The following is a 25228-nucleotide window of genomic DNA, read 5'->3' on the forward strand; positions in this document are numbered from 1 at the left end:
AGACTTCCTGCACACCTACAACCACCACCGCTGCCACACCGCACTCGGCGGCCAGCCACCCATCACCCGCGTGAACAACCCTGCGGGTCAATACACCTAGACGTCGGGGGTGCACGCCGCGGCGATCGACGCGCTGTTCTCATAAAGATGGTGCCGGGTGATCCGCCCGCCCTCGACGGTGAGCCGCAGCGCGAAGGGCCCCGAGAAGGACTTGCCGGTCGCACGGACGGTCCCGGAGAGGTGCCCCATCAGAACGGCGTCGGTACCGTCGACGAGGATCGTGTCGATGGACGCGCGGGCGTCCTCCGGCACGGTGTACTGGGCCAACTCGTCGGCCTGAGCGGCACATTCGGCGGCCGTGGACCGAGGGCGGATCCACGGAACGCCGGGGTTCTCGGCCAGCATCCAGTCGACCTTGTCCGCGAAGAGCCCGGTGAGCCCTTCGGTGTCGCCGGCGAGCCGGAGTTCGAGGAACTTCTGGACGGTGGCGCGGGTGGCGTCCGCGGTGCTGGTGGCTGTCATGAGAGCCAGCTTGCCGGGATGCCGAAGACCCGTCGATTACGTCAGAGGTAAGGACGACCCCTACGCCAAGCGGACTTGACCGCCTCCGCCTCCGCCTCCTCCTCCGCCTCCTCCTCCTGTGATCACTGCCCGACCCGTCCGTCGATCAGCTCACGCAGCAGGTCGGCGTGACCGCAGTGGCGCGCGTACTCCCCGATCTGCGCCACCAGCACGTCACGCAGCTGGAGCTGCCCACCGGGCTCGGGCCCGAGGTCGGAGTACCCGGCGTTCCGTGTGGCGAGGTCGGTGACACCGGCCAGATACCGCTCGTTGAGCTCCACTTCGGTCCGCCACTGCCGCCACGCCTCCTCCACGACCGCCGCGTCCGCGACCGCCCCGTTGAAGTCACCGTCCCGGTCCTCCTCGGTCCGGTACAGCTTCGGGGCGTCGTCCCCGGTCATCACCCGCCGGAAATGCCGCTCCTCCTCGGCCAGATGCCGCACCAGCCCGAGCAACGACATCGTGGACGGCGGCGCGGACCGCCGAGCCATCTGCTCCGCGTCCAGCCCCGCGCACTTCATCTCCAGGGTGAGGCGATAGTGCCGCAGGGCATCGAGCAACGCCCCCCGTTCGTCGACGATCTCCACCTCGGTCTCGCGCGGATCGTCATCCGGATCCACCCACATGTCGGGGTAGACGCTCGCCCGCGTCCACCGAGCGACCGCTGGTTCACTCACGTGCTCGTCGGAGACCATGCCGGGATGGTGGACGGGATGGGACGGGTTCCGCTACCGAATTTCGCCCGGCGCTTCTGTGCCCTGCAGCGCTTCATCAGCACGGTGATCCGCGCTTGGTCGGCCCGACCATTGAGCTCAGCCAGTAGCCCCCCGGCACACCTCTGGCGACGTAACGTCTCCTGCTCACTGCTTCCCCCCCCCGGGTCATCCAACGTGGCCCCGTGACTTCGTCGAGGAGGTCCAGGATGCCGAGGAGGGACAGCGGTAAGACCCAGCTTGACGCTGCGATGATCTGGTGCACTTGTGGGGCGGGGCCGACGGGCGCCGTAGCAGAAGCTACGGTCGGTTTATGCAGTGGATCACCCTGGTCAGCACCATAGTTGGCGCGGCGATCGCCACAGGATCCGCGATGCTTCTGGACCGTCAACGATGGAAGCGGGAGCGCTTGGATCGTGAGACGCAAGTGCGTCGCGTCCTGTATGGGGACTACCTAGCCGGTCTGTCCGAGGCCCGTCACGCCTGCGGCAACATGGCTCGTGACCCGGACATGGAACCTTCGATGCGCCGCACCACCGCTCGCGAAGCGTTCGGGCCGTGCATCGGGCTGAGATATCAGATGACCATCAGTGCGCCCAGCCGCGTCGTAGGAGCTTCGGAGGATGCTTTCCGCCGTCTGCGCGACCTTCGCGATCGGGTGATGGAGGGAGTCTTGGCAACTGATCCCGTGTACCTGGAGGGGCGCCGAACCTATGACGATGCCCTCGCTGTGCTCCGGGCGCGCATGCGAGAAGACCTGCGCGTCAGTGAAGACAGCACTGGGCTCTGAGTTTGGGAAGCTGATGTGATCTACAGTCGGGGCCCCAAACCCCTTTCACGGCCCAGCGATGGCCCCAGCGCAGCAACAAGCCCCCTACTCGCGGAAAAACCGCAGGAAGGGGGCTTGATCGCGTCGGCCTACTTCTTCTTCCCCTGGTTCTTGACCGCCTCGATCGCCGCCGCAGCCGCGTCAGGGTCCAGGTACGTCCCGCCCGGGTTCACCGGCTTGAAGTCGGCGTCGAGTTCGTAGGACAGCGGGATGCCCGTCGGGATGTTGAGGCCCGCGATGTCGGCGTCGGAGATGCCGTCCAGGTGCTTGACCAGGGCGCGCAGGCTGTTGCCGTGGGCGGCGACCAGGACCGTGCGGCCGGTCAGCAGGTCGGGGACGATCGCGTCGAACCAGTAGGGGAGCATGCGGACGACGACGTCCTTGAGGCACTCCGTCTGCGGGCGCAGCTCCGGCGGGAGGGTCGCGTAGCGCGGGTCGGAGAACTGGGAGTACTCGGCGTCACGGTCCAGCGCCGGCGGCGGGGTGTCGTAGGAGCGGCGCCACAGCATGAACTGCTCCTCGCCGAACTCGGCGAGCGTCTGGGCCTTGTCCTTGCCCTGGAGGGCGCCGTAGTGGCGCTCGTTCAGGCGCCAGCTGCGGTGGACCGGGATCCAGAGGCGGTCGGCGGACTCCAGGGCGAGCTGCGCGGTGCGGATGGCGCGCTTCTGGAGGGACGTGTGCACGACGTCGGGGAGCAGGCCGGCGTCCTTCAGCAGCTCGCCGCCGCGCGTCGCCTCCTTCTCGCCCTTAGCGGTCAGGTTGACGTCCACCCAGCCGGTGAACAGGTTCTTCTCGTTCCACTCGCTCTCGCCGTGGCGGAGGAGGATCAGCTTGTACGGTGCGTCGGCCATGCCTCAGAGCGTAATCCACGCATTCGCCCGTTCGCGTGGCTGCCCGGCAGGCGGACGTTTGACGGGTTCTGTTAATTGAGTGGCCTCCGTCAAGCGCGGATTCGTAACGTGTGATTGCTGCATGCGCCGCTTACATGCGCCGCTTACATTCTTGCGTTCCGGGGGAGCCCATGTCGTCCATGCCGTACGCCCTGCGTGCCAGACGCGCCGTCCGGGAGACCGTCTCCGGACTGCCCCGCGAGTTCTGGTGGCTGTGGACCAGCACCCTCGTCAACCGGCTCGGTGCCTTCGTCGCGACCTTCATGGCGCTGTACCTGACGCTCGACCGCGGCTACTCCGCCACGTACGCCGGTCTGGTCGCGGCCCTGCACGGGCTCGGCGGGGTGATCTCCTCACTGGGCGGTGGCGTGATGACCGACCGGCTGGGGCGGCGGCCGACGCTGCTGATCGCGCAGGCCTCGACCGCCGTGTCCGTCGCGCTGCTCGGGTTCGTGCACCACCCGGTCGCGATCGCCGGCGTCGCGTTCCTCGTCGGCATGGCCAGCAACGCGTCCCGGCCCGCCGTGCAGGCGATGATGGCCGACATCGTCCGGCCCGAGGACCGCATCCGCGCCTTCTCCCTCAACTACTGGGCCATCAACCTCGGCTTCGCCGTCTCCACCATGGCCGCCGGGTTCATCGCCGAGGTGAGCTATCTCGCCGGGTTCCTGATCGAGGCGGGGATGACGATGGTCTGCGCGGTCCTCGTCTTCGTGAAGCTGCCGGAGTCCAAGCCCGCCGAGACGGTGAAGACGTCCGCCGCCTCCGACAGCTCCGTCAGCCTCGGGACCGTACTGCGCGACGGGCGTTTCATGGGTGTCGTCGGGCTGTCCTTCCTCGTCGCGCTGATCTTCCAGCAGGCGTCGGTGGGGCTGCCGGTGGCCATGGGCGAGGCCGGGTTCACGCCCGCCGAGTACGGCATGGCGGTCGCCGTCAACGGCGTCCTGATCGTCGTGCTCCAGATCCCGGTCACGCGGTTCATCGAACACCGGGACCCGCGCCGGCTGCTCGTCCTCTCGTCCGTCCTCGCGGGGTACGGCTTCGGACTCACCGCCTTCGCAGGGTCGGTCGGCGTCATCGCCCTCACGGTGTGCGTGTGGACGCTGGCCGAGATCGTCAACGCTCCGACGCAGACGGGTCTGGTCGTCCGGCTCTCCCCGCTCCACGGACGCGGGCGCTACCAGGGGATGTACAGCATGTCCTGGTCCGTCGCCGCGCTCGTCGCCCCGCTGATGTCCGGTTTCGTCATCGACCGCTTCGGGGCCGAGTGGCTGTGGGGGCTGTGCGCGGTGGTGGGGACGGTGGCCGGGCTGGGGTACGGGGTGTTGATGCGGCGGGTGCCGGAGGAGGAGCCGGCTGAGTCGACCGTTCCGGCCGGACCTGCCGCCGTGGCCCCAGGGGAAGTCCCGGAGCGTTCCGCGTCCGCTCCCTGATCCGTTTCCGGGGAGTTCCCGATGGTGTGGCGATGCGGCGCTTGATGAGCTGTTCCCATGACCCGTCACCGCCGACACCACCACAGGCAGCAGCAGTCAGCCCATCGCCTCCTCTTCGTCGTCCTCGCCGCCCTGGTCGGCATGGCCACCCTCGCCGTCGCCGCCTCCGCGGGGGCCGGTACCTCTCACCACCCGCCGCCCCGATTACACCCGGACGGCCACGCAGCCCAGAAGAACCAGGCAGCAGCCCATGCCACGACCCAGGCCGTGCTGAACCGGATCGTCGCGCAGGGCCCCCCGGGCGTCATCGCCCAGGTCCGCGACCGGCACGGAGTGTGGGACGGCCGAGCCGGTGTCCGCAAGCTCGGCTCGGACCGGCCGCGGAACACCCACGAGAGGTTCCGTATCGCCAGCGTGACCAAGACCTTCACCGCCACCGTGCTGCTCAAGCTCGAAGCCGAGGGCAAGCTGTCGCTGGACGACAGCGTGGCCAAGTGGCTCCCGGGAGTGGTGCGCGGCAACGGGTACCGCCCCGGGCACATCACCGTGCGGCACCTGCTCAACCACACGAGCGGGATCTTCGACTACAACATGGACGCCGGCTTCCGGGCCAGGTACGCGGGTGAGGAGTTCGAGCGGAACCGGCACACCAGGTGGTCCCCACGGGAGCTGGTGGACATCGCGCTCGCCCACCCGCCGAACTTCCAGCCGGAGCAGGGCAGCAGGCCCGGCCGCCCCGGCGAGTGGGACTACTCGGACACCAACTACGTCCTCGCCGGCATGGTCATAGAGAAGGCCACGGGCTGCAGCTACGCGCACGCCGTCGAGCGCCTCGTCATACGGCCGCTCGGTCTGCGCGGCACGAGCGTGCCGGACACCGCACCCGCCCTGCCCTCGCCCCACGCGCGGCACTATTCGACGCTCTTCGAGGACGGGCCGCAGGCGAAGGTGCGCGACGTCACCGAGTTCAGTCCCACGGTCGCCTTCTCCGCGGGGCAGATGATCTCGACCGTGGGCGACGTGAACACCTTGCTGTCCAGCCTGCTGGCCGGTCACCTGCTGCCGCCCGCACAACAGCGGCAGCTGCTCGACGCCGTCCCGGTCGATGGGGACAAGGGCCATGGCGGCCCGGAGGACGCCTACGGCCTCGGCCTACGGCACTTCAAGCTCGCGGAGGGCTGCTGGGCCTGGGGGCACGGCGGCATGATCCCCGGCTCCGCGACCCGCACCCTCGCCTCGGCGGACGGCCGGCAGGTCATGACCATGAACCGCAGCGGCGACTGGGGCGAGCAGCGGCTGGAGGACGCCGCTGTCGCATCCGAGTTCTGCCGGAGCGCCCCCTGAGGCCGGCCGATCGGCCGGCCGCACCGCTCACATCACTGGACCGTCAACGGCACCGGATGGATCTCGTCCGCCTTGTGCCCCGCGCGTTCGTGGATGCGCTGGACCGCTTCCGCGGAGGGTGCCTCCGAGAGGCAGTAGACGAGGCCGGACTCCGGGTCCGCCCAGGCCCTCTCGAAGTGAACCTTCTCGTCCGCTTCGATGGCGAGGTCCGCGTTGTGGGCCTCGAGCAGCTGTTCTTCCGTGATGCCCTTCATGCTGTGGTGGACATCCATGAACTTGGCCATGACGTCACGCTCCTTCCCAGGATCCGGCGGGCACGCCGATACAGCGGGCGTACCTCCATGGTCCGCCCGTACCGGTACGAAGGCACCATGACGGCCGAAACCTTCACAACGCGACAGGGCCCCGGCGGCGAACCACCGGGGCCCTGCTGGTCGTACGAGAATGCCGGCGTCAGCCGCACTGGCAGGGGCTGCCCGACTGGCAGCCGCAGCCGCAGCCCGAGCCGCAGCCGCACGCGGCGACCAGGGGCAGGTTCCTGATCTCGGCGGGCTGCTCGGTCTCGCGCTGCTGCGTGGGGTCGGGCGTGGTGCTGGGGGATTCGGCCATGGGTCCCTCCTCGAGGCTGGTGCCTGTGCCCATTGGATGCCCGTTCCGCTGGGCGCATCAACGGCGCACAGAGGCGCCCGCACGCCCGGCCGATCCCCGCCGGCCCCGACCACTGGCCGGCTCGCGCCACGCTCAGGCGCTCTCCGCCCCCGTCACCGCCTGGATCTCCGGCTGCGCATCCGCCTGGAGCTCATCCGCGTGCTCACCCGTCACCAGGTACACCACCCGCTTGGCGACCGAGACCGCGTGGTCGGCGAACCGCTCGTAGTAGCGGCCGAGCAGCGTCACGTCCACGGCCGTCTCGATGCCGTGCTTCCAGCGGTCGTCCATCAGGTGCCGGAAGAGCGTGCGGTGCAGCAGGTCCATCTCGTCGTCGTCCTGCTCCAGCTGGAGCGCCAGGTCGACGTCCTTGGTGATGATCACCTCGGCGGCCTTGGCCATCAGGCGCTGGGCGAGCTGGCCCATCTCCAGGATGGTGGCGTGCAGGTCGCTCGGCACCGCGCGGTCCGGGTAGCGCAGGCGCGCGAGCTTCGCCACGTGCTGGGCGAGGTCGCCCGAGCGCTCCAGGTCGGCCGACATGCGCAGCGACGTGACGACAATGCGCAGGTCCGTCGCCACGGGCTGCTGCCGCGCCAGCAGGGCTATGGCCCTGGCCTCCAGGTCGTGCTGCAGTTCGTCGACCTTCTGGTCGGCCTCGATGACGTTCTCGGCCAGCTTCAGGTCGGAGTCGAGCATGGCGGTGGTGGCGCGCCCGATCGCCGAGCCGACCAGCCGGGCCATCTCCACCAGACCGTCGCCGATCGAGTCCAGTTCCTCGTGGTACGCGTCCCGCATCAGGCATCCCTCTCGTGCGTCCGTGTCGGGGGTTCAAGGGCCGGGGCCCACCGAACAACCGGCGGTACGACCGTCGTATTACCAACGGTCCGAACCCCACGCTCCCACGTTCCGTCCCGTACGCGTCCGTTTCCGTCATCCCAAATGAACCAATACTGGCTCCAAGGTGAACTCTGGGCGACGAGTGTTCGAGGTCGCAGCCCGACGGCTGTGGCCCGTGCCCGACCCATGCCTAACCTGGGTGCATGGACGTGAACGCGGCGGTCGCCGCAGTGGCAGCGATCGCCGGGGTGCTCACCGGCGTCATCGCCATGCTGGCGTTCCGCTGGAGTGAGCGTGAACAGAAGCGCCCCACCCGCAGCTCCCTCCACACGGACGCGGTGCTCCCGCCGGGCGTGGACACGGTCCTGTCGGTCCTCAGATCCTCCGCCGTCGTGCTCGACGAGGCGGACGCGGTGGTCAAGGCCAGCTCGGCGGCGTACGCCCTCGGCCTGGTCCGAGGCGGCAAGCTCGCCGTCGAGCCGATGCTGCAGATGGCCCGGGACACCCGGCGCGACGGGGAGATACGCCAGGTCGAGCTGGACCTGCCGAGGCGCGGCACCGGACGCGGAGAGGCCCTGGCCGTCTCCGCGCGGGTCGCGCCGCTCGGCTCCCGGCTCGTGCTGCTGCTCGTGGAGGACCTCACCGAGGCCCGCCGGATCGAGGCGGTGCGGCGCGACTTCGTCGCCAACGTGAGCCATGAGCTGAAGACGCCCGTCGGCGCCCTGTCCCTGCTGTCCGAGGCCGTCATGGACGCCTCCGACGACCCCGAGGCCGTCGAGCGGTTCGCCGGGCGCATGCAGATCGAGGCCACCCGGCTCACCAGCCTGGTCCAGGAGCTCATCGACCTGTCGCGGGTGCAGAACGACGACCCGCTGGAGGACGCCGAGCCGGTCCGCGCCGACGAGCTCGTCGCCGAGGCCATCGACCGCTGCCGGCACCAGGCCGGCACCAAGGAGATCACCATGGCCGCGGGCGGCACCGCCGACCTGCACGTGTGGGGCAACCGCGGCCAGCTCGCCGCCGCCCTCGGCAACCTCGTCGAGAACGCGGTCAACTACTCGCCCGCCCGCACCCGCGTCGGCATAGCGGCCCGCAAGGTGAACGCGCCCGGCGGGGAACAGATCGAGATCGCCGTGACCGACCAGGGCATCGGCATCTCCGACAAGGACAAGGAGCGCATCTTCGAGCGCTTCTACCGCGTCGACCCGGCCCGCTCCCGTGCCACCGGCGGCACGGGCCTCGGGCTGGCGATCGTGAAGCACGTGGCCGCCTCGCACGGCGGGGAGGTCACGGTGTGGAGCGCCGAAGGCCAGGGCTCCACCTTCACCCTGCGGCTGCCGGAGGCCGGTGCGGCCCGCGACCGCGCACATCAGCAGCCCGCCCGAGAGATGCGCGCAGGAGGCGCGGGCCTCGACGAGGAGGCCGGGCGGTCCACCCCCACATCCCCCGAATCAACCGCGTACGAAACGCTTCCTGCCCCGGAGGTCCTTCCGTGACCCGAGTGCTCGTCGTCGAGGACGAGGAGTCCTTCTCCGACGCCCTGTCGTACATGCTCCGCAAGGAGGGCTTCGAGGTCGCCGTCGCGACCACCGGGCCCGACGGACTCGACGAGTTCGAGCGCAACGGCGCCGACCTCGTCCTCCTCGACCTGATGCTGCCCGGTCTGCCGGGCACCGAGGTCTGCCGCCAGCTGCGCGGCCGCTCCAACGTCCCCGTCATCATGGTGACCGCCAAGGACAGCGAGATCGACAAGGTCGTCGGCCTGGAGATAGGAGCCGACGACTACGTCACCAAGCCCTTCTCCTCGCGCGAACTGGTCGCCCGCATCCGCGCCGTGCTGCGCCGCAGAGGCGAGCCGGAGGAGGTGACCCCCGCCGCGCTGGAGGCCGGCCCCGTCCGGATGGACGTCGACCGGCACGTGGTCACCGTCGGCGGCACCAAGATCGACCTCCCGCTCAAGGAGTTCGACCTGCTGGAGATGCTGCTGCGCAACGCCGGCCGCGTCCTGACGCGCATGCAGCTCATCGACCGCGTCTGGGGCGCCGACTACGTCGGTGACACCAAGACCCTCGACGTCCACGTCAAGCGCCTGCGCGCCAAGATCGAGCCGGACCCGGGCGCCCCGCGCTACCTGGTGACGGTCCGCGGCCTGGGCTACAAGTTCGAGCCGTAGGCCGGCCGCGTACGACGAACGTGAAGGGCGGGACCTCCTGGGAGGTCCCGCCCTTTCGTACGACTGTCTCACGCGGGCTCAGTGCCCGGCGCCCGCGCCCGTCGACGCGCTCGCGGAGGCCGCGTCGGTCGGCGTGCCCGGCGACGCGTGGCCGCCCGGGGTCTCGCCGGCGGCGGGGCTCTCGGTGCCGGCCGGCGAACCGGAGGGGCTCCCCGACGGCGAACCGGACGGGGACGCCGAGCCGCCCGGCGCGGCCGGCACCTCGGTCGGGCCCCACTCGGCGAAGTAGTGCTTGGCGGGGACGACGAACGCCCGCAGGCTCACGTCGCCCGTCTTGCTGAAGGTGAAGGTGACCTTCTGGGCGTTGCCGTCCTGGACGGCCTCGCGGCTGCTCGGCAGCACGGCGGTGGCGTTGTCCTTGCCGCCCAGGACCAGGCTGCCGCCGGCCGGGATGCTCAGGCTGCCGCCCTTGGCGGGCTTGAGCTCGGCCTTCTTGCCGGTGCCCGGCAGGGTGATGGACTCCAGCGTCTCGGCGGTGCTGCCGGAGTTGAAGAAGGTGGCGGAGATCGCGGCCGGGCCGGTCGACTCGAGGTCGGGCTGAGTGATCACGATCGCGTTCTGGATCTTGATGTTGCCGACGCTCGTCGCCGCGTTGTCCGGCTTGATCTCGAGGGTCTGCGCGTTGTTGCCGGCACCGCACGCGGCGAGCGAGGCGACGGAGAACGCGATGGCGGCCGCGGCGAGGACGCCGCGTCGAAGGCTGCTGCTCACGGCGGCGGCAACTCCTTGACTCGAGCAGAGCGGCCGATAAAGCCGCCCTAAGTGTCTGTCAGCAGGCCTCAGGTTACCGAGCCGTCCCCGCCCGGCCGCACCCGACCCCCCGGCACCCGTCGTCCCACCTGAGTCACAAGTGACACCCAGGTCACATTGCGGGGTGCTCGTCCGGCATTCACATAAGCGCCTCGGGGGGCAGCGCAGATTTTCCGTGAAGGAATGTGCGGACCACCTGGAATTGATCACCGGCGGCTCGTCCGGACGCCCGGTGATCAATTCCGGATTCGACCGGAACCCGGCTCGGGCCGCCGAACGGAGTAGCGGAAGTCGATCATACGGAAGCGGACATATGGGGATGTTCGACCGCTCGGAGGGGGGTTCGGATGCGTGTAACGTACGCGTTTCACTCGACCCGGAGAGCCGCTCCGACCTGCGAATACCTTCTTCCATCCCCTGTCCGAAGCACGTTCCTGTTGGACTTGTCAAGCCCCGAGATACGCCCTGACCTGCGAAAACGCCATTCAGAACCCACGATTTCCGTGTTACCCTGGATAGCCACGGAAGGGGTACCTGTCACATGACGTTCAAGGTTGGCGACACCGTGGTCTATCCCCATCACGGGGCCGCGCTGATCGAGGCTATCGAAACTCGCCAGATCAAAGGCGTGGACAAGACCTACTTGGTGCTGAAGGTCGCCCAGGGTGACCTGACAGTGCGTGTGCCAGCGGACAATGCGGAGTTCGTCGGCGTGCGTGATGTGGTCGGTCAGGACGGGCTGGACCGGGTCTTCGAGGTGCTGCGCGCGCCGTACGCCGAGGAGCCCACGAACTGGTCCCGTCGTTACAAGGCAAACCTGGAGAAGCTCGCCTCGGGCGATGTCATCAAGGTCGCGGAAGTCGTGCGTGACCTGTGGCGTCGTGAGCGTGAGCGTGGACTCTCCGCAGGCGAGAAGCGCATGCTCGCCAAGGCCCGCCAGATTCTGGTGAGCGAACTCGCCCTCGCGGAGAACACCAACGAGGACAAGGCCGAGGCCCTGCTCGACGAGGTTCTCGCCTCCTGAGGCGAAGCCGGTCGCTCAGCACTCTGCTGATCAATCCTGCACATCGAAATGCCGCGGTGCCCGATGACATTCTCCAGTCGCCGGGCGCTGCGGCATGTTCGTACTCGGATGCCGAATGCGCCGTCACCGCCGGATGTGTTAGCACTCACGATCCGGTGCTTGGCGTGCCGGGCCCGGGCAGCCGGCTCGACCAGCGTCACGGAAGGGTCCGGTCGAGCGCGTCGCGCCCGGCACTCCTCCAGGCCATACCCACGCCAGGGCAACACACAAACCTGACAGGAACCGATGTCTGACGATTCGCGTCCCTCGCCGTCGGCCGCCCCCTCGGCAGGCCGTACGGCGGCCGTGATCCCGGCCGCCGGCCGTGGTGTACGGCTCGGCCCGGGCGCCCCCAAGGCGCTCCGCGCGCTGGGCGGCACCCCCATGCTCATCCACGCGGTCCGCGCGATGGCCGCCTCCCGCGCCGTCTCACTGGTCGTCGTCGTGGCCCCGCCCGACGGTGCCGCCGAGGTCAAGTCGCTGCTCGACGCGCACGCGCTGCCCGAGCGGACGGACTTCCTCGTCGTACCGGGCGGGCAGACCCGCCAGGCGTCCGTGAAGCTCGGCCTGGACGCGCTGCCCCCCGGCCACGACATCGTGCTGGTGCACGACGCGGCCCGGCCGCTGGTCCCGGTGGACACGGTCGACGCCGTGATCGAGGCCGTACGCGAGGGCGCCCCGGCCGTGGTCCCGGCCCTCCCGCTCGCCGACACCGTCAAGCAGGTCGAGCCCGCCGGGGCGCCCGGCGAGCCGGAGCCGGTCGTCGCCACGCCGGAGCGCGCGCGGCTGCGGGCGGTGCAGACGCCGCAGGGCTTCGACCGGGCGACGCTGGTCCGGGCGCACGAGACGGTCACCGGGGATGTCACCGACGACGCCGGCATGGTCGAGCAGCTCGGCCTCACGGTCGTGGCGGTGCCCGGCCACGAGGAGGCGTTCAAGGTCACCCGCCCCCTGGACCTGGTGCTCGCGGAGGCCGTCCTGGCCCGCAGGAGGCTCAACGATGGCTTCTGACGAGACGCCCGCGACCGGCGAGATTCCCGCGACGCACGAAACGCCCGCGGTGCCGCTGCCCCAGGTCGGCATCGGCACCGACATCCACGCCTTCGAGGAGGGCCGCGAGCTGTGGTGCGCCGGCCTGAAGTGGGAGGGCGAGGGGCCGGGCCTGGCCGGCCACTCCGACGCGGACGTCGTCGCACACGCGGCGTGCAACGCGCTGTTCTCGGCGGCCGGCCTCGGCGACCTGGGACAGCACTTCGGCACGGGCCGCCCCGAGTGGTCGGGCGCGTCGGGCATCACGCTGCTGACGGAGGCGGCCCGGATCGTCCGCGCGGCCGGCTTCCGCATCGGCAACATCGCCGTCCAGGTCGTGGGCCCGAGGCCGAAGATCGGCAAGCGCAGGGACGAGGCCCAGAAGCTGCTGTCGGAGGCGGCCGGAGCGCCGGTTTCCGTATCGGGCGCGACGACGGACGGACTGGGCTTTCCCGGACGCGACGAGGGCCTGATGGCGGTGGCGACGGCGCTGGTCGTGCGGGTCGGGTGAACGGCTCCGCCCCACACACCCCCCACGGCCTACTACCCTGGTCCCGTGACTATTCGCCTGTACGACACCAGCGCCCGGCAGATCCGTGACTTCTCCCCGCTCAAGCCGGGTTGTGTCTCGATCTACCTGTGCGGTGCCACCGTGCAGGCCGCACCCCACATCGGGCACATCCGGTCGGGTCTGAACTTCGACATCATGCGCCGCTGGTTCGAGTACCGCGGCTGGGACGTCACGTTCGTGCGGAACGTGACGGACATCGACGACAAGATCATCTCCAAGGCGGACGAGCAGAACCGTCCGTGGTGGGCCATCGGCTACGAGAACGAGCGCGCCTTCAACGACGGCTACACCGTGCTGGGTTGCCTGCCGCCCACCTACGAGCCCCGCGCCACCGGCCACATCACCGAGATGGTCGAGATGATGCGGGACCTCATCGACCGCGGGCACGCCTACGAGGCCGACGGCAGCGTCTACTTCGACGTCCGCTCCTGGCCCTCCTACCTGGAGCTGTCCCGGCAGGACCTCGACGAGATGCGGCAGCCGGCCGAAGAGGGCATCACCGGCAAGCGCGACCCGCGGGACTTCGCCATGTGGAAGGCGGCGAAGCCGGGGGAGCCCAGCTGGGAGACGCCGTGGGGCCGCGGCCGTCCGGGCTGGCACCTGGAGTGCTCGGCGATGGCGCACAGGTACCTGGGCGCCGCCTTCGACATCCACGGCGGCGGCCTCGACCTGGTCTTCCCGCACCACGAGAACGAGATCGCACAGGCCAAGGCCTACGGCGACGACTTCGCCCAGTACTGGGTGCACAACGCCTGGGTCACCATGAGCGGCGAGAAGATGTCCAAGTCGCTCGGCAACTCGGTCCTGGTCAGCGAGATGGTCAAGCGCTGGCGCCCCATCGTGCTGCGCTACTACCTCGGCACCCCGCACTACCGCTCGATGATCGAGTACAGCGAGGAGGCGCTGCGCGAGGCCGAGTCGGCGTTCGCGCGGATCGAGGGCTTCGTGCAGCGCGTGGTGGAGAAGGCCGGTGTCGTCGAGCCGGCCGCCGACGTGCCGCCGGCCTTCGCCGAGGCGATGGACGACGACCTGGGCGTGCCGCAGGCGCTCGCCGTCATCCACACCACCGTCCGGCAGGGCAACAGCGCGCTGTCCGCCGACGACAAGGAAGCCGCGGTGGCCCGGCTCGCCGAGGTCCGTGCCATGCTCGGCGTCCTCGGGCTCGACCCGCTCGACGCCCACTGGGCCGGGGAGAGCGACCGAGGCGCCGACCTGCACGGCGTGGTCGACACGCTCGTCCGCATGGTCCTCGACCAGCGCGAGGCCGCCCGGGCCCGCAAGGACTGGCCCACCGCGGACGCCATCCGCGACCAGCTGAGCCAGTCCGGCCTGGTCATCGAGGACAGCCCGCAGGGGCCGCGCTGGAGCCTCGGACCGCGCTGACCCGGCCGCGATCCGGAAGATCGATTGTGCCGCCCGGGCCTCCGGGCGGCACACTTCATAGACGTACGTACGTACCGCACCCACAGACAGGTAGGTCATGGCAGCCAACAACCGCCGCATGTCCGGCAAGAAGGGCGCGCAGGTCGGCAGTGGCGGCCAGCGGCGCAAGGGCTTGGAGGGCAAGGGCCCCACCCCGCCCGCCGAGATGCGCAAGGGACACAAGAAGAACCGTGTCGCCGGCGCCAAGGCGCGGCAGACGGCGCGCCGTCCCGCGCCCCGGGGCCGCGGCGGCAAGTCCACGTCCGAGCTGGTCGTCGGCCGCAACCCGGTCTTCGAGGCGCTGCGCGACGGCGTGCCCGCCTCCACGCTGTACGTCCAGCAGTTCATCGACAACGACGAGCGGGTCCGTGAGGCCCTCCAGCTCGCCGCCGAGCGCGGTGGGATCAACCTCATGGAGGCCCCCCGCCCCGAGCTCGACCGGATGACGAACGGGCTGAACCACCAGGGGCTCGTGCTCCAGGTCCCGCCGTACGAGTACGCCCACCCGCAGGACCTCGCCGACGCCGCCCTCGACGACGGCGAGGACCCGCTGATCGTCGCGCTCGACGGTGTCACCGACCCGCGCAACCTGGGTGCGGTCGTCCGCTCCGTCTCCGCCTTCCGCGGGCACGGCGTCGTCGTACCCGAGCGGCGGGCCGCCGGGATGACGGCCGGTGCCTGGAAGACGTCCGCCGGTGCCGCCGCCCGTACGCCCGTCGCCCGCGCCACCAACCTGACGCGCGCGCTGGAGGCGTACAAGAAGGCCGGCATCGTGGTCGTCGGCCTGGCCGCCGACGGCGAGGTCGAGATCGGTGACCTGGAGGCCCTGGGCGGGCCCGTCGTCATCGTCGTCGGCAGCGAGGGCAAGGGGCTGTCCCGGCTGGTCGGGGAGACCTGCGACCACCGCGTGCGGATCCCGATGCCGGGCGGCGCCGAGTCGCTCAACGCCGGTGTGGCGGCAGGGATCGTGCTGTACGAGGCGGCCCGCCGACGCAGCTGAACGGGCGTCCGACACCTCACCCGCACGGGTTAATTCCGGGAACATCGGGGCGACGAGGACAAGCTTGACGGGGTCCGGACAGATCCGGCGAGTCAAAGCAGTGTCCTATCCCGACGTCACTCGGTTAGATGAGTGTGGACACCAGAACACCCCGCACACCCACGGGGGACCGCTCGTCGGGACTCGACGACGCTCCCGCGCTGAGCATGGTGAAGGTGCCGAGCGACCCGGCGCAGGTCATCGTCAATCACGCGAGTTTCCGCGTGCAGTTGGGCGTCTCGACGCGTCGCGTCCAGTCCCCCCGGGTCGCACGGCATCTGACCACCAGCGAGGACACCGCCCGCATCCCCGTCGTCACCGCCGGGGGCGCGGCGGACGGGGCCGCCACCCGCCGCCGGCCCGTCGTCTGGAGCGGCAAGTCCGCGCCCGACGACACCGGCGCCCACCGCCTCCTCCAGGCCGTCCGGCACGAGAGCGTCCGCCACCCCGACGAGTCCGCCACGGACGCCGGGGCCACCCAGGTCATCTCCCGCGTGGGCACCGCCCCGCAGGGCCCGGGGTACGGCGCCGGGTACCAGGACGGCGGTTACGGCGGCACCGGCTACGAGGGTGACGGCTACCCGGACGACCTCACCCAGACCGTCGAGACCCCCGTCGTCGGCCCGCAGCGCACCCACGAGCCCGCCGACGGCACGCGGCTGCTGCCGCCCATGCGCACGGTCGGCAGCGCCTACGACGAACCGGCCTACGACGAACCCGCCTACACGGAAGAGGACTTCGAGGACGCCGGTGAGGCGGACGACACCGGGCGGCCCGGCAGACGCCACGGCGACGACCCGGCACGGCACGCCTACTACCCGGGTCGCCGGCTGAACCTCGGCGTCGTCCTGCTCCCGCTGCGCGTCTTCCTCGGCTTCATCTCCATCTACGCCGGCATGGGCAAGCTGTGCGACCCCGTCTACTTCGACGGCGGCAAGCGCGGCACCATGGTGAAGTGGCTGAACACGCTGCACCCCTGGGAAGTCGCCGAGCCGCTGCGCCAGTTCGCCTTCGAGCACCCGGTCGGCTCGGGACTGGCCATCGCCTTCGCCCAGGTCATCGTCGGCGTCCTGACGGTCCTCGGCTGCTGGCAGCGCGTCGCCGCGTGCTTCGGCGCCCTGCTGTCGGCCGCGCTGCTGGTCACCGTCAGCTGGAAGAGCGTCCCCGTCTACGAGACCCCCGACATCATCTACCTCGCCGCCTGGTCCCCGCTGATCATCGCCGGCGCGCCCGTCTACTCCGTCGACGGCCGCCTGGCCGGCAGCGCCTGGCGCCGCCTCGGACCCCGCGCCCACATCTGGGACCTGCGCCGCTACGTGCTGCGCCGCGGCGCCCTCGTCACCGCCGTCGCGACCGGTCTCACGCTGCTCGTCGGCTCGCTGCTCGGCGGCGCCGTCCGCGACGCCGACCGGGTCGTCGTCCCCGGCCCCGGCGAGGCCCCGCGCAACGAACTGCCCGGCTCCCCGCTCCCGGACGCCCCCGGCGAGCGGCAGGCCAAGCGGACCCCGTCGGCCTCCACCTCGCCCACCCAGGGCGCCACGGCCGGCTCGGCCAGCCCCAGCGCGGGCACCACGACCACGCCGGGCGCCACCCGGGACGTCGGCACGGTCACCGGCGGCTCGCCCAGCCAGACCCAGGGCAGCGCGGGCCAGGCCCCGCCCCAGCAGTCCTCCCCGGCCGGCCAGGCCCCGAGCACGACCTCCGGCCCCACCTCCGGTGGCACGGCGACCGGCGGTACGGGCTCGACCGGCGGCACGGGCGACGGCGGCGGCTCCTCGTCCACGGGACGGCCGGGCCTGGTGGGCGGTTTGCTGGGCTAGTCGGCAAGGCAGGCAGCAGAAGGGCCCCGCACATCAAAGATGCGGGGCCTTTCTGACGCAGAGGGCGCAGCTGACCAAGGGGCGCGGGGCTGTGTCTGCTATGCGGCTCTGCCGCGTGGGCGCGACAAGTCACAGTCGGCCCGCAGCCGCCACACGACCACAACCAACCGAGTTCTCAGCGCCCCGACGACGCCAGTTCCTTCGCGGCCTCCGTCAGATCCTTCGCTGTGTCGATCGCACGCCAATACGACCCCTGAGGGATCGTGAAACCGGCCAGCTTCCGCTCACGGGCCAGCCGGGGAAACGTCGTGCGCTCGTGGTCCCCACGGTCCGGCAGCAGCCCGGCGAACCCGGGGGAGAAGACGTACACGCCCGCGTTGATCTCGAAGGTCGACGGCGGGGCCTCGATGAAGTCCGTGATGCGGCCGAAGCCGTCCGTCTTCACGGCGCCCCACGGCAGCCGCGGCCGGGCCAGGGCCAGCGTCGCGACGGCGTCCCGCTCGGTGTGGAAGTCCGCCATGTCACGCAGCGAGAACCGGGTCCAGATGTCGCCGTTGGTGGCGTACCAGGGCTGGTCCGGGTGGGGAAGGCGCGCGGCGGCGTACTTGAGGCCGCCGCCGCGGCCGAGGGGCTCCGACTCCACGACCGTGGTGACGGAGACCGGCAGATCGGCCGTCTCCAGCCACTTCTGGAGCACCTCGGCGAGGTGGCCGCAGGAGACCACCACGTCCGTCACGCCCTCCTCGGCGAGCCAGGACAGCTGATGGCCGATGATCGGTGTCCCCGTGCCGGGGATCTCGACCATCGGCTTGGGCCGGTCGTCGGTGTACGGGCGTAGCCGGGAGCCCTGGCCACCGGCCAGAACGACGGCTTGAACGGGGCGGGACGCGGCGCTCGGATCGCTCATGAGACCGAACTGTACGTGGCGTCCCGCCCGGGGCCGCGGCGGACAAAGGTTCTCGCGTCGGCCGCTGTCGGCTTCTCACCCCTCTCGTCCGGCGGCAGGGCGGGGTGCTCAGCTGTGCGCGGCCGCGACGCCCGTGGCGAAGGCGGTGTCGCAGACCGGGCGGGCGTAGGACTGGGCGCGTGTCGGGCCGTAGACCCGGACGGCGGCCTGGCCGAGGGCGCGGGCGATGGACGCGCAGTGCTTCGCCAGCGACGGGCGGCCGTTGACGGCCTGCTGGAGATGAGTGAGGGCGACGCCCGGGTTCTCCTCCTGGAGCTCGGTGAGCAGCTTGTCGCGCAGGACGTCCTGCGGGGCGCGCTTGGCGGCCCGCGGCGTGCCGGCGGACGTGCTGGTGTCCGCGGCGGTGAGCACCGGGTCGGAGGTGCTCCCCGACCAGTTGACTCGGGTGACCGCGAGGGTCCCGGAGAGCACCAGGACGACGGGCAGGACGAAAGCGAGGGAGCGGCCGATCCGGCGGGCGGGGCCCCGGCCGCGTCGCGTCTGTTGGTTAGTGGAGTGCTTCACGCGTGTGAGGGTAGCGCGGGGTAATGGTTTGTAGACATTTAGTCACCGGTTCGGGGGATGGGAAAGTGCTCTTTTTTGGGTAAGGCGTTGACGCACACCGCTCGAAACGTCCGGTGTGCCGGGGTATTTGTCGACAACGAGCGGCAACGGGAAGGGCCCCGCAGCACGCTGCGGGGCCCTCTTCGTCAACCTGGGTGATTCACCCGGGGTTGTGCGTTTGCCGGTGGGTCAGTCGGACAGGCGCTCGCCCGTGGAGGTCGAGAACACGTGCGTCTCGCCGGAGCGCGGGACGATGTGCAGCGTGCTGCCCTTCTCCGGGACGTCACGGCCGCTGACGCGGACGACGAGGTCCTTGGAGTCGTCGCCCACCTTCGCGGTGCCGTAGACGTAGGCGTCGGCGCCCAGCTCCTCGACGACGTTGACGGTGACCGCGAGGCCCAGCTCGGCGTCGGCGCCGGCCACGTCGAAGTGCTCGGGGCGGACGCCGACGGTGACGGTCTTGTCGGTGGTGGCGGCGAGCGCGTCGCGCTGCACCGGCACGACCGACTTGCCGAACTTCACGCCGCCGTCGGTCACCGGGACCTCGACGAGGTTCATCGCCGGGGAGCCGATGAAGCCGGCCACGAAGAGGTTGGCGGGCTTGTCGTACATGTTGCGCGGGGTGTCGATCTGCTGGAGCAGACCGTCCTTGAGGACCGCCACACGGTCGCCCATCGTCATGGCCTCGACCTGGTCGTGGGTGACGTAGACGGTGGTGATGCCCAGGCGGCGCTGGAGCGAGGCGATCTGCGTACGCGTGGACACGCGGAGCTTGGCGTCCAGGTTGGACAGCGGCTCGTCCATGAGGAACACCTGCGGCTCACGCACGATGGCGCGGCCCATGGCGACACGCTGGCGCTGACCACCGGAGAGGGCCTTCGGCTTGCGGTCCAGGTACTCCGTGAGGTCGAGGATCTTCGCGGCCTCTTCGACCTTCTGCCGGATCTCCGCCTTGTTGACGCCGGCGATCTTGAGCGCGAAGCCCATGTTGTCGGCGACGGTCATGTGCGGGTAGAGCGCGTAGTTCTGGAACACCATGGCGATGTCCCGGTCCTTCGGCGGCAGGTGGGTGACGTCGCGGTCGCCGATGCGGATGGCGCCGGCGTTGACGTCCTCGAGCCCCGCGAGCATGCGGAGCGAGGTGGACTTGCCGCAGCCGGACGGGCCGACGAGGACGAGGAACTCGCCGTCCTCGATGTCGATCTCCAGCGCGTCAACAGCGGGCTTGGTGGAACCCGGGTAGATCCGGGTCGCCTTGTCGAACGAGACAGTGGCCATGATGAGTGAACCCCTTCTACCGGCAGGAACGTGCCGGACGATCCGAGTAGGAAGGTGGTGCCACGACGGTGTTCCGTTGTGGTGTAGTCCACGCGTGTGAACTGGCTCAGGACGGTACCTGGCGTTCACGTGGTCTGTCAGTACCTCCGGGCCTGTGAACTTCGCGGAAATTTTCGAAGACGCTTCACGGCTGCCCGTACCGGTCCGCCAGCGCCGCCACCGCCCGCGCCACGGCCTGCCGCAGCTCCGGCGGCCCGAGGACCTCCGCCTCCGGACCCAGCCGGAGCAGGTCCCCGACCGCCACGGCCTCCGCCTCCACGGGCAGCTCCACCTCCACCCACCCGTCCCCGTCCGGCGCACCCGTGTTCTGCAGGGCCCGTGCACCCGCCGCCCCGAACTGCATCGGCAGCAGCCGCTGCCCCCGCGGTGAGAGACGCAGCCGGGCGACACCCTGCTGCAGGGCGGCCTCCAGCCGCCGGGAAGACTCCTCCCAGTAGGAGGCCAGGTCGAAGCCGGCCGGACGGTCGAAGGTCTCCCCGGTGTCCTCCACGGCCAGCACTCGCGACACCCGGTACGTCCGTACGGCCTCGTCCGCCAGGGCGACCAGGTACCAGATGCCGCCCTTCAGGACGAGCCCCAGCGGCCGCACCTCCCGGTGCACCTCGCCCCGCCACCGCCGGTAGTGCACGCGCAGCACCCGCCGCTCCCACACGGCTGCCGCCACCGGCTCCAGGCACGGCACCGGGTCGGCCTCCCGGAACCACGCCGGCGCGTCCAGGTGGAACCGCTCCTGCACCTGCCGCGCCTGACCGGCCAACCCCGTCGGCAGGGCGGCCTGCACCTTCAGCTGGGCACTGGCCAGCACCGCCCCCAGCCCCAGGTCCCGCGCCGGACCGGGCATCCCGGCGAGGAACAACGACCCGGCCTCGGCGTCGGTCAGACCGGTCAGCCGGGTCCGGTAGCCGTCCATCAGCCGGTAGCCGCCCTCCGGCCCGCGATCGGCGCACACCGGCACACCCGCCGCGCCCAGCGCCTCGACGTCCCGGTAGACCGTGCGCACGGACACCTCGAGCTCGGCGGCGAGCTCGGGCGCGGTCATCCGCCCGCGGTTCTGGAGCAGCAGGAGCAGGGAGAGGAGCCGGTCGGCACGCATGGGGGTCATTGTCCGGGGTGCGTTTCCCGTACCTGACAGGAGATGTCAGGTACAGCGAAGAGAGTTGGGTCCTGGGACGGCCCGCACGGCCATCGTCTTAGCTTCTGATCTTCGAGAGGACACTCATGCCCGGCAGCACACACACCACCACCGGACACTTCACCTTCGCCGACTGGCAGGAGCGCGTGATCGGCCCGGGCGAGGACGCGAACCCCCGGCTCGCCCACGCCTCCGTCCGGAACACCTTCAGCGGCGGCATCGAGGCGGCCGGGACGCTCTGCGAGTACTCCATCGTCTACGTCACCCAGAAGACCGGCACCTACACCGGCATGGAACTGATCACCGGCCGGCTCGACGGGCGGGAGGGGAGCTTCGCCGTGGAGGAGCGGGGGTGGTTCGGCGAGGACGGGACGGTGCACTGCACGTTCGAGGTGGTGCGGGACTCCGGGAGCGGGGAGCTGGCCGGACTGCGGGGGAAGGGCGGTTTCACCGCGCACCACGGGGAGCCGACGGTGGCGTACCGCTTCGAGTACGAGCTGGAGTGAGACCGGCCGACGGGGAACTTCGTGGCTCGGGGTAACGGGCTCTGTGTACAGTGGTGCCGCCCTCGCGTACGGCGTTGTAGTACGCGGTGCCTCCTTAGCTCAGATGGCCAGAGCAACGCACTTGTAATGCGTAGGTCGTCGGTTCGAATCCGACAGGGGGCTCTGCTGGAACCCCAGGTCAGGTGCGTTCTGACCTGGGGTTTCGTCGTCAGCGGATGCGGCGGCGGCGCCGGGCGCGGGCCATGCGGCGCATCGCGGTCTTGGCGAGGTGAGATCTACCTGGTGGAAGGCACACCGTGCCGGGGGCGTTCCGTCATGCTCCGAGCACGTCCATGAGATGGTCGTCAAGGTCGGCTACCCAGTTCTCCCGCCGCCACGGCATCAGTGCCCTGCGGGCCTGGCGCAGGCGGAGCGCCGGCACCCGGCCCCCTGTGGTGGACGCGGCGGCCACACAACCGTGCAGCAGGTCCGTGGCCGCGCGAGGTTCGCCCAGCCGGATCCTGGCGAGCGCCTGATCGGTGGTCACGATCGCCCGCTGAACCTGGTCGCGCGGCGCCCTCAGCGCCTCGGCCGCTTGGGCGAAGCGGTCGTGTGCCTCGGCCGCGTCCCCGATGTACAGCTCACACAACCCTTCGAAGCCCTTTAAGTGGCCAGCTGAGAACGACGCGGGCGCCGGGTCGCCCGAGTGGTCCGCTTCCACGTCGTACCAAGCAAGCCCGAGTGCCGTCTGCGCCTGCCGCTCGTTCCCGGCCCGCGCCGCCAACTCTGCCTGGAGGGCGTGGGCGCGGGCCCGCATCAGGGAGCTCTCCCCGGTTCGCGCCGCGCGGACAGCCTGATCGACCAGGCGCCGTGCCCCATCCATGCCCTGGGCGGAGTAGAGGGTGACTAGAGCGTGGCTCATGTGGACGCTGGCCTGCCGCCACGGTTCCGCCAGACGGCCGGCTTCCCCGGTGGCCTCCGCGTACAACGCTCGGGACGCCGCGTCGTCTCGTGTCTCGAAGGCCAGGCGCCCGGCGAGCGTGGCAGCGGCCACAGCGACCTTCCGCAGCTGAGGGAGCAGGGGCTCGGGCACGGGGCCTGCGAGCAGGCGCCGTGAGGCCTCGACGGCGGGCGCAAGCAGGAGCTGCAACCGCACCATCGGCAGGCTGCCGATCTCTGCGTTGACGTCCGCCACGACAGAGGCCAGCCCATCGATGGTGTCCTCGTCTGTCCGCGACGGGTCGTCGAGGGCCGCGCTCAGCCCGACCTGGACGCCAGGCGCGAGCAGGGCGAGCATGCCCCCGCCCCCGCCCGCGTCCGTGACAGCCCGCAGCATGAGGCTCCGCAGCTCCGCCGTGCGCCGTTCACTCTCGCCCAGCAGGCCGAGCGCATTCAGGTACTCGGCGAAGTCGCTCCCCGCGCCGAGTACCAGCGACCCGCCAGGGGCGCGGGCGTAGAGGTGGGCGAGCAGCAACTGGTACCGCTCGTCCGGCATCACCGGCTTCGCGGCCTCCCAGCGGGCGACGGAACGCTGCACACTGGCCACGGCCGGTAGCGCGGGCTGATGCAGGTCCCCGGCAAGCTGGACGAGTGCATGCGCGACGGCGGCGAGGGACAGGCCGCGTCGCTTCCGCAGCCTCTTGAGCGCCGCAGCCCCTGCGGCCCTGTCCTCCATACGGCTTATGGTGCGGCAGCCGACGGCTACACGGGCACGATCAGGCGTGGTTTCCCCTGATCTGCTGTGTAGTTGAGGGTCTGCCACGTACCCGAGGCCGGTTCGGCGTGGTGCGGGAACCCGGCCGTCATGCCGCTGCGGTCGACCATCCAACGGTTGCGGGCGTGGAACGCCGGCGTCTTCAGCTCTGGGGCACGCAGCTCGACTATCTCTTTGACGCGGTCACGGACTCGGACGATTGCCTGGCGGGCCTCGGGCGGCTGTTGGTCGAGGACGCCGGGGACCACCACCGTCAGGTCGGCGCCCGTGTTACCGGCCAGCCACAGCAGGGACAGGGAGTCGATGCCTTTGGCGCCCCCGATGTAGAAGTGGGCGTTGCGAGAGAAGGGGCCAAGGTAGTCCCGGAACAGGGTGTCGTACTCGTCGAGGCTTCGGTGCCCAGTGTTCCGGGTGCCGGTGATCGCCACGGTCCGCATGATCAACTCCGTGTCATAGGTTGTCATATCCCGCGCCCCCCGGGCCGTTGGGATCGTTAGTGTGTGGACACCAACGACCTCCAAGTTCTCGCGGGTTATCTGGAGAAACGCGGCCTCCAGGTGGTTGTGAACGAGCCTGGGATGCGGCTTCTCGCGACGAATGCCCTCAACAGTCGCCTCAGCGAAGAAATTACCTCGGCCGGTGACCGGTACGTCACGTCCTTCGACTACGAGATCGGCGAGCGCGGGCGAGAAACGGAGTGCGCCGAGCGCATCGCGCAGATGCTCGCTCTCGGACCTGCGTCAGTACGCGGGCGGTCCGCATGAGCAGCACACCCACTGAGATCACATCCGTCGGGCAGGCCCTGGCGCTGCTGGCGCTCCCCAGCATCGGCAGCCTCACCGAAGACCAGGTGCGCGGCTTGACTTGCGTCTGGTGCAGCAGCGAAAAGCCGCTTACCAAGAATGCGGCCGTGGTCCTCGGGCCGCGCCGCATGAAGCGTCTGGACGGCCAGTACGACTGGCACCCGCGCGGCTGCCCCGAGCACGTGGCCCACGCGGCCTACGAGAAGCTGTTCGGCCACTGCATGGAGGAGTGCGAGCAGTGTGGCCGGACGGAGGAGACCGTCGTGGACGGTGTCGTGCAGGAAGACTCCTGCGAGATCGGTGTCGCGCTGCGTCGCCTGGTCATCCGGAGGGGGCGGCTGTGACAGCGACGTATTGCGCTCGCTGCAACAAGCCGCTGAACGACAATGACGCCGAGCAGATCAACATGGCTGCGCCGACTGGTTCGGGCACCACGATCTACGTGTGCAAGACGTACTGCCGGTCTGCCCCGACCCAGACTGCGCCGTACTCCAAGCGGCACTGATCCACCGTCACCGGCGCTCCGCCGATCGCACCGGTGACGTGCGGCCCCGGCCTAGCCCCCGTCGCCAGCCGGGGCCGCTCCATGCCCAGTCGTTGTGGCGAGCGGACAGTGGGCGCCAGGGCGAGTGGTGGCGAAGTCGGCGAACGCCATGGGTGACGGGCTCGACACGGGGCAGCACCAGCCGCTGGGGGTTTTGAACAGCGCCACGTTTGTGTCCAGTGACGAACCGGCCTGCAGAGCCTTGCTCAGCTCTTCCTCAAAACTGTTGCCCGGTAGTCGCGTTCACCACAAGATCGTCACGTCGCGCCGATCTCGCACGGCTGCCGGCCGGCAACGCAGCGGCCCGGACGCGGCACGCACGTCTGACCAACGTGCGGATGAGCAACGGAAATTCATGTACCGGGGGACGATGTGTCGACATCATCCATAGTCAGAGACCGCCTGGCCAAGGGGAACGGCCGATGGAACAGGATCCGCGACATCGCCGCGCTGACGGCGGCGGCCGTGGCGCTGGGGGTCGCGGCACCGCTCGCGACCGCTACGGCCGCTGAACGAGACA

27 protein-coding genes, 1 tRNA gene and 1 pseudogene are annotated in these 25228 nt (G+C 70.4%); 16 read left to right on the forward strand and 13 right to left on the reverse strand.

The annotated features are described in order from the left end of the window. Positions 1 to 100: pseudogene (locus ABZ192_RS22280) on the forward strand (IS481 family transposase); the annotation flags it as partial. Here ABZ192_RS22280 and ABZ192_RS22285 read toward each other — a convergent pair. Together ABZ192_RS22285 and ABZ192_RS22290 are read right to left on the reverse strand one after the other, a co-directional pair. Further along, positions 97 to 522 carry a nuclear transport factor 2 family protein gene (locus ABZ192_RS22285; RefSeq protein ID WP_356926189.1) on the reverse strand — a complete coding sequence of 142 codons (426 nt, stop codon included), beginning with the start codon at positions 520 to 522 and terminating at the stop codon, positions 97 to 99. The pseudogene ABZ192_RS22280 and the gene ABZ192_RS22285 sit on opposite strands and share 4 nt — an antisense overlap. A gap of 122 nt (positions 523 to 644) precedes the next feature. Beyond that, positions 645 to 1256: a DinB family protein gene (locus tag ABZ192_RS22290; protein ID WP_356926190.1), complete on the reverse strand. Its 612-nt coding sequence runs from the start codon at positions 1254 to 1256 to the stop codon at positions 645 to 647. A 331-nt stretch (positions 1257 to 1587) separates the two neighbouring features. Here ABZ192_RS22290 and ABZ192_RS22295 point away from each other — a divergent pair, with 331 nt between their 5' ends. Continuing rightward, positions 1588 to 2064, forward strand: a complete 477-nt coding sequence (locus ABZ192_RS22295; protein WP_356926191.1) for a hypothetical protein — start codon at positions 1588 to 1590, stop codon at positions 2062 to 2064. 128 nt (positions 2065 to 2192) lie between these two features. Here the strand turns inward: ABZ192_RS22295 and ABZ192_RS22300 are convergent, their stop codons facing one another. Continuing rightward, positions 2193 to 2954 carry a phosphoglyceromutase gene (locus ABZ192_RS22300; protein ID WP_020271854.1) on the reverse strand — a complete coding sequence of 254 codons (762 nt, stop codon included), beginning with the start codon at positions 2952 to 2954 and terminating at the stop codon, positions 2193 to 2195. A 170-nt stretch (positions 2955 to 3124) separates the two neighbouring features. On the opposite strand from ABZ192_RS22300, the gene ABZ192_RS22305 reads away from it, so the two are divergent. Together ABZ192_RS22305 and ABZ192_RS22310 are read left to right on the forward strand one after the other, a co-directional pair. Beyond that, a complete protein-coding gene (locus ABZ192_RS22305) occupies positions 3125 to 4426 on the forward strand; it encodes an MFS transporter (RefSeq protein ID WP_356926192.1) in 1302 nt (433 codons plus the stop codon). A 57-nt stretch (positions 4427 to 4483) separates the two neighbouring features. Then, a complete protein-coding gene (locus tag ABZ192_RS22310) occupies positions 4484 to 5770 on the forward strand; it encodes a serine hydrolase domain-containing protein (RefSeq protein ID WP_356926193.1) in 1287 nt (428 codons plus the stop codon). 32 nt (positions 5771 to 5802) lie between these two features. Here ABZ192_RS22310 and ABZ192_RS22315 read toward each other — a convergent pair whose 3' ends face one another. The 3 genes from ABZ192_RS22315 to phoU all read right to left on the reverse strand — a co-directional run bounded on the left by ABZ192_RS22315 (position 5803) and on the right by phoU (position 7213). After that, the gene (locus tag ABZ192_RS22315; protein WP_356926194.1) at positions 5803 to 6054 is read right to left on the reverse strand and encodes an SCO4226 family nickel-binding protein; all 252 of its coding nucleotides are present in this window, start codon (positions 6052 to 6054) and stop codon (positions 5803 to 5805) included. Between the two features lie 169 nt (positions 6055 to 6223). Next, on the reverse strand, positions 6224 to 6379 hold the full coding sequence (locus ABZ192_RS22320) for a hypothetical protein (protein ID WP_356926195.1): 156 nt from the start codon (positions 6377 to 6379) through the stop codon (positions 6224 to 6226). 132 nt (positions 6380 to 6511) lie between these two features. Then, on the reverse strand, positions 6512 to 7213 hold the full coding sequence (gene phoU / locus ABZ192_RS22325) for a phosphate signaling complex protein PhoU (protein ID WP_356926196.1): 702 nt from the start codon (positions 7211 to 7213) through the stop codon (positions 6512 to 6514). A gap of 245 nt (positions 7214 to 7458) precedes the next feature. On the opposite strand from phoU, the gene ABZ192_RS22330 reads away from it, so the two are divergent. Continuing rightward, a complete protein-coding gene (locus tag ABZ192_RS22330) occupies positions 7459 to 8751 on the forward strand; it encodes an ATP-binding protein (protein WP_356926197.1) in 1293 nt (430 codons plus the stop codon). Next, on the forward strand, positions 8748 to 9428 hold the full coding sequence (locus ABZ192_RS22335; protein WP_030243122.1) for a response regulator transcription factor: 681 nt from the start codon (positions 8748 to 8750) through the stop codon (positions 9426 to 9428). Before ABZ192_RS22330 ends, ABZ192_RS22335 begins: the two co-directional genes overlap by 4 nt. Positions 9429 to 9506: 78 nt before the next feature. On the opposite strand, the gene ABZ192_RS22340 is transcribed toward ABZ192_RS22335, so the two are convergent. Continuing rightward, positions 9507 to 10199, reverse strand: a complete 693-nt coding sequence (locus ABZ192_RS22340; RefSeq protein ID WP_356926198.1) for a DUF461 domain-containing protein — start codon at positions 10197 to 10199, stop codon at positions 9507 to 9509. Between the two features lie 580 nt (positions 10200 to 10779). On the opposite strand from ABZ192_RS22340, the gene ABZ192_RS22345 reads away from it, so the two are divergent. The 6 genes from ABZ192_RS22345 to ABZ192_RS22370 all read left to right on the forward strand — a co-directional run bounded on the left by ABZ192_RS22345 (position 10780) and on the right by ABZ192_RS22370 (position 17182). Beyond that, positions 10780 to 11262, forward strand: a complete 483-nt coding sequence (locus ABZ192_RS22345; RefSeq protein WP_003953493.1) for a CarD family transcriptional regulator — start codon at positions 10780 to 10782, stop codon at positions 11260 to 11262. Positions 11263 to 11547: 285 nt separating this feature from the next. Next, positions 11548 to 12312 (forward strand): 2-C-methyl-D-erythritol 4-phosphate cytidylyltransferase, encoded by a 765-nt coding sequence (ispD, locus tag ABZ192_RS22350; RefSeq protein ID WP_356926199.1) that lies wholly within the window; start codon positions 11548 to 11550, stop codon positions 12310 to 12312. Next, positions 12302 to 12841 carry a 2-C-methyl-D-erythritol 2,4-cyclodiphosphate synthase gene (gene ispF / locus ABZ192_RS22355; protein WP_356926200.1) on the forward strand — a complete coding sequence of 180 codons (540 nt, stop codon included), beginning with the start codon at positions 12302 to 12304 and terminating at the stop codon, positions 12839 to 12841. Before ispD ends, ispF begins: the two co-directional genes overlap by 11 nt. Positions 12842 to 12886: 45 nt before the next feature. After that, positions 12887 to 14284: a cysteine--tRNA ligase gene (gene cysS / locus ABZ192_RS22360; protein WP_356926201.1), complete on the forward strand. Its 1398-nt coding sequence runs from the start codon at positions 12887 to 12889 to the stop codon at positions 14282 to 14284. Positions 14285 to 14381: 97 nt separating this feature from the next. Then, entirely contained in the window at positions 14382 to 15323 is a 942-nt protein-coding gene (gene rlmB, locus ABZ192_RS22365; RefSeq protein WP_356926202.1) for a 23S rRNA (guanosine(2251)-2'-O)-methyltransferase RlmB, read from the forward strand. Positions 15324 to 15451: 128 nt separating this feature from the next. Further along, positions 15452 to 17182, forward strand: coding sequence for a DoxX family membrane protein (locus ABZ192_RS22370; protein WP_356926203.1), 1731 nt, complete (start codon positions 15452 to 15454; stop codon positions 17180 to 17182). A gap of 175 nt (positions 17183 to 17357) precedes the next feature. On the opposite strand, the gene ABZ192_RS22375 is transcribed toward ABZ192_RS22370, so the two are convergent. The 4 genes from ABZ192_RS22375 to ABZ192_RS22390 form a co-directional block, all read right to left on the reverse strand. Beyond that, positions 17358 to 18089, reverse strand: coding sequence for a nucleotidyltransferase family protein (locus tag ABZ192_RS22375; protein ID WP_356926204.1), 732 nt, complete (start codon positions 18087 to 18089; stop codon positions 17358 to 17360). Positions 18090 to 18197: 108 nt separating this feature from the next. Beyond that, on the reverse strand, positions 18198 to 18653 hold the full coding sequence (locus tag ABZ192_RS22380; protein WP_356926205.1) for a hypothetical protein: 456 nt from the start codon (positions 18651 to 18653) through the stop codon (positions 18198 to 18200). Between the two features lie 228 nt (positions 18654 to 18881). Next, complete coding sequence (ugpC, locus tag ABZ192_RS22385) at positions 18882 to 19970, reverse strand: sn-glycerol-3-phosphate ABC transporter ATP-binding protein UgpC (RefSeq protein ID WP_356926206.1); 1089 nt, start codon at positions 19968 to 19970, stop codon at positions 18882 to 18884. Between the two features lie 184 nt (positions 19971 to 20154). Then, entirely contained in the window at positions 20155 to 21123 is a 969-nt protein-coding gene (locus ABZ192_RS22390; RefSeq protein WP_356926207.1) for a WYL domain-containing protein, read from the reverse strand. Between the two features lie 125 nt (positions 21124 to 21248). On the opposite strand from ABZ192_RS22390, the gene ABZ192_RS22395 reads away from it, so the two are divergent. Continuing rightward, a complete protein-coding gene (locus tag ABZ192_RS22395) occupies positions 21249 to 21668 on the forward strand; it encodes a DUF3224 domain-containing protein (protein WP_356926208.1) in 420 nt (139 codons plus the stop codon). Between the two features lie 88 nt (positions 21669 to 21756). Beyond that, a tRNA-Thr gene (locus ABZ192_RS22400) sits at positions 21757 to 21830 on the forward strand. 151 nt (positions 21831 to 21981) lie between these two features. Here ABZ192_RS22400 and ABZ192_RS22405 read toward each other — a convergent pair. After that, the gene (locus tag ABZ192_RS22405; RefSeq protein WP_356926209.1) at positions 21982 to 23322 is read right to left on the reverse strand and encodes a hypothetical protein; all 1341 of its coding nucleotides are present in this window, start codon (positions 23320 to 23322) and stop codon (positions 21982 to 21984) included. 26 nt (positions 23323 to 23348) lie between these two features. Next, the gene (locus ABZ192_RS22410) at positions 23349 to 23825 is read right to left on the reverse strand and encodes a hypothetical protein (RefSeq protein WP_356926210.1); all 477 of its coding nucleotides are present in this window, start codon (positions 23823 to 23825) and stop codon (positions 23349 to 23351) included. A 36-nt stretch (positions 23826 to 23861) separates the two neighbouring features. Here ABZ192_RS22410 and ABZ192_RS22415 point away from each other — a divergent pair, with 36 nt between their 5' ends. Together ABZ192_RS22415 and ABZ192_RS22420 are read left to right on the forward strand one after the other, a co-directional pair. Next, positions 23862 to 24125, forward strand: a complete 264-nt coding sequence (locus tag ABZ192_RS22415; RefSeq protein WP_356926211.1) for a hypothetical protein — start codon at positions 23862 to 23864, stop codon at positions 24123 to 24125. After that, complete coding sequence (locus ABZ192_RS22420) at positions 24122 to 24508, forward strand: hypothetical protein (protein ID WP_356926212.1); 387 nt, start codon at positions 24122 to 24124, stop codon at positions 24506 to 24508. The genes ABZ192_RS22415 and ABZ192_RS22420 overlap by 4 nt, the downstream gene beginning before the upstream one ends. Positions 24509 to 25228: the final 720 nt, after the last annotated feature.

Origin of the sequence: Streptomyces sp. NPDC006235 (assembly GCF_040613735.1) — a bacterium.
GTDB lineage: Bacteria > Actinomycetota > Actinomycetes > Streptomycetales > Streptomycetaceae > Streptomyces.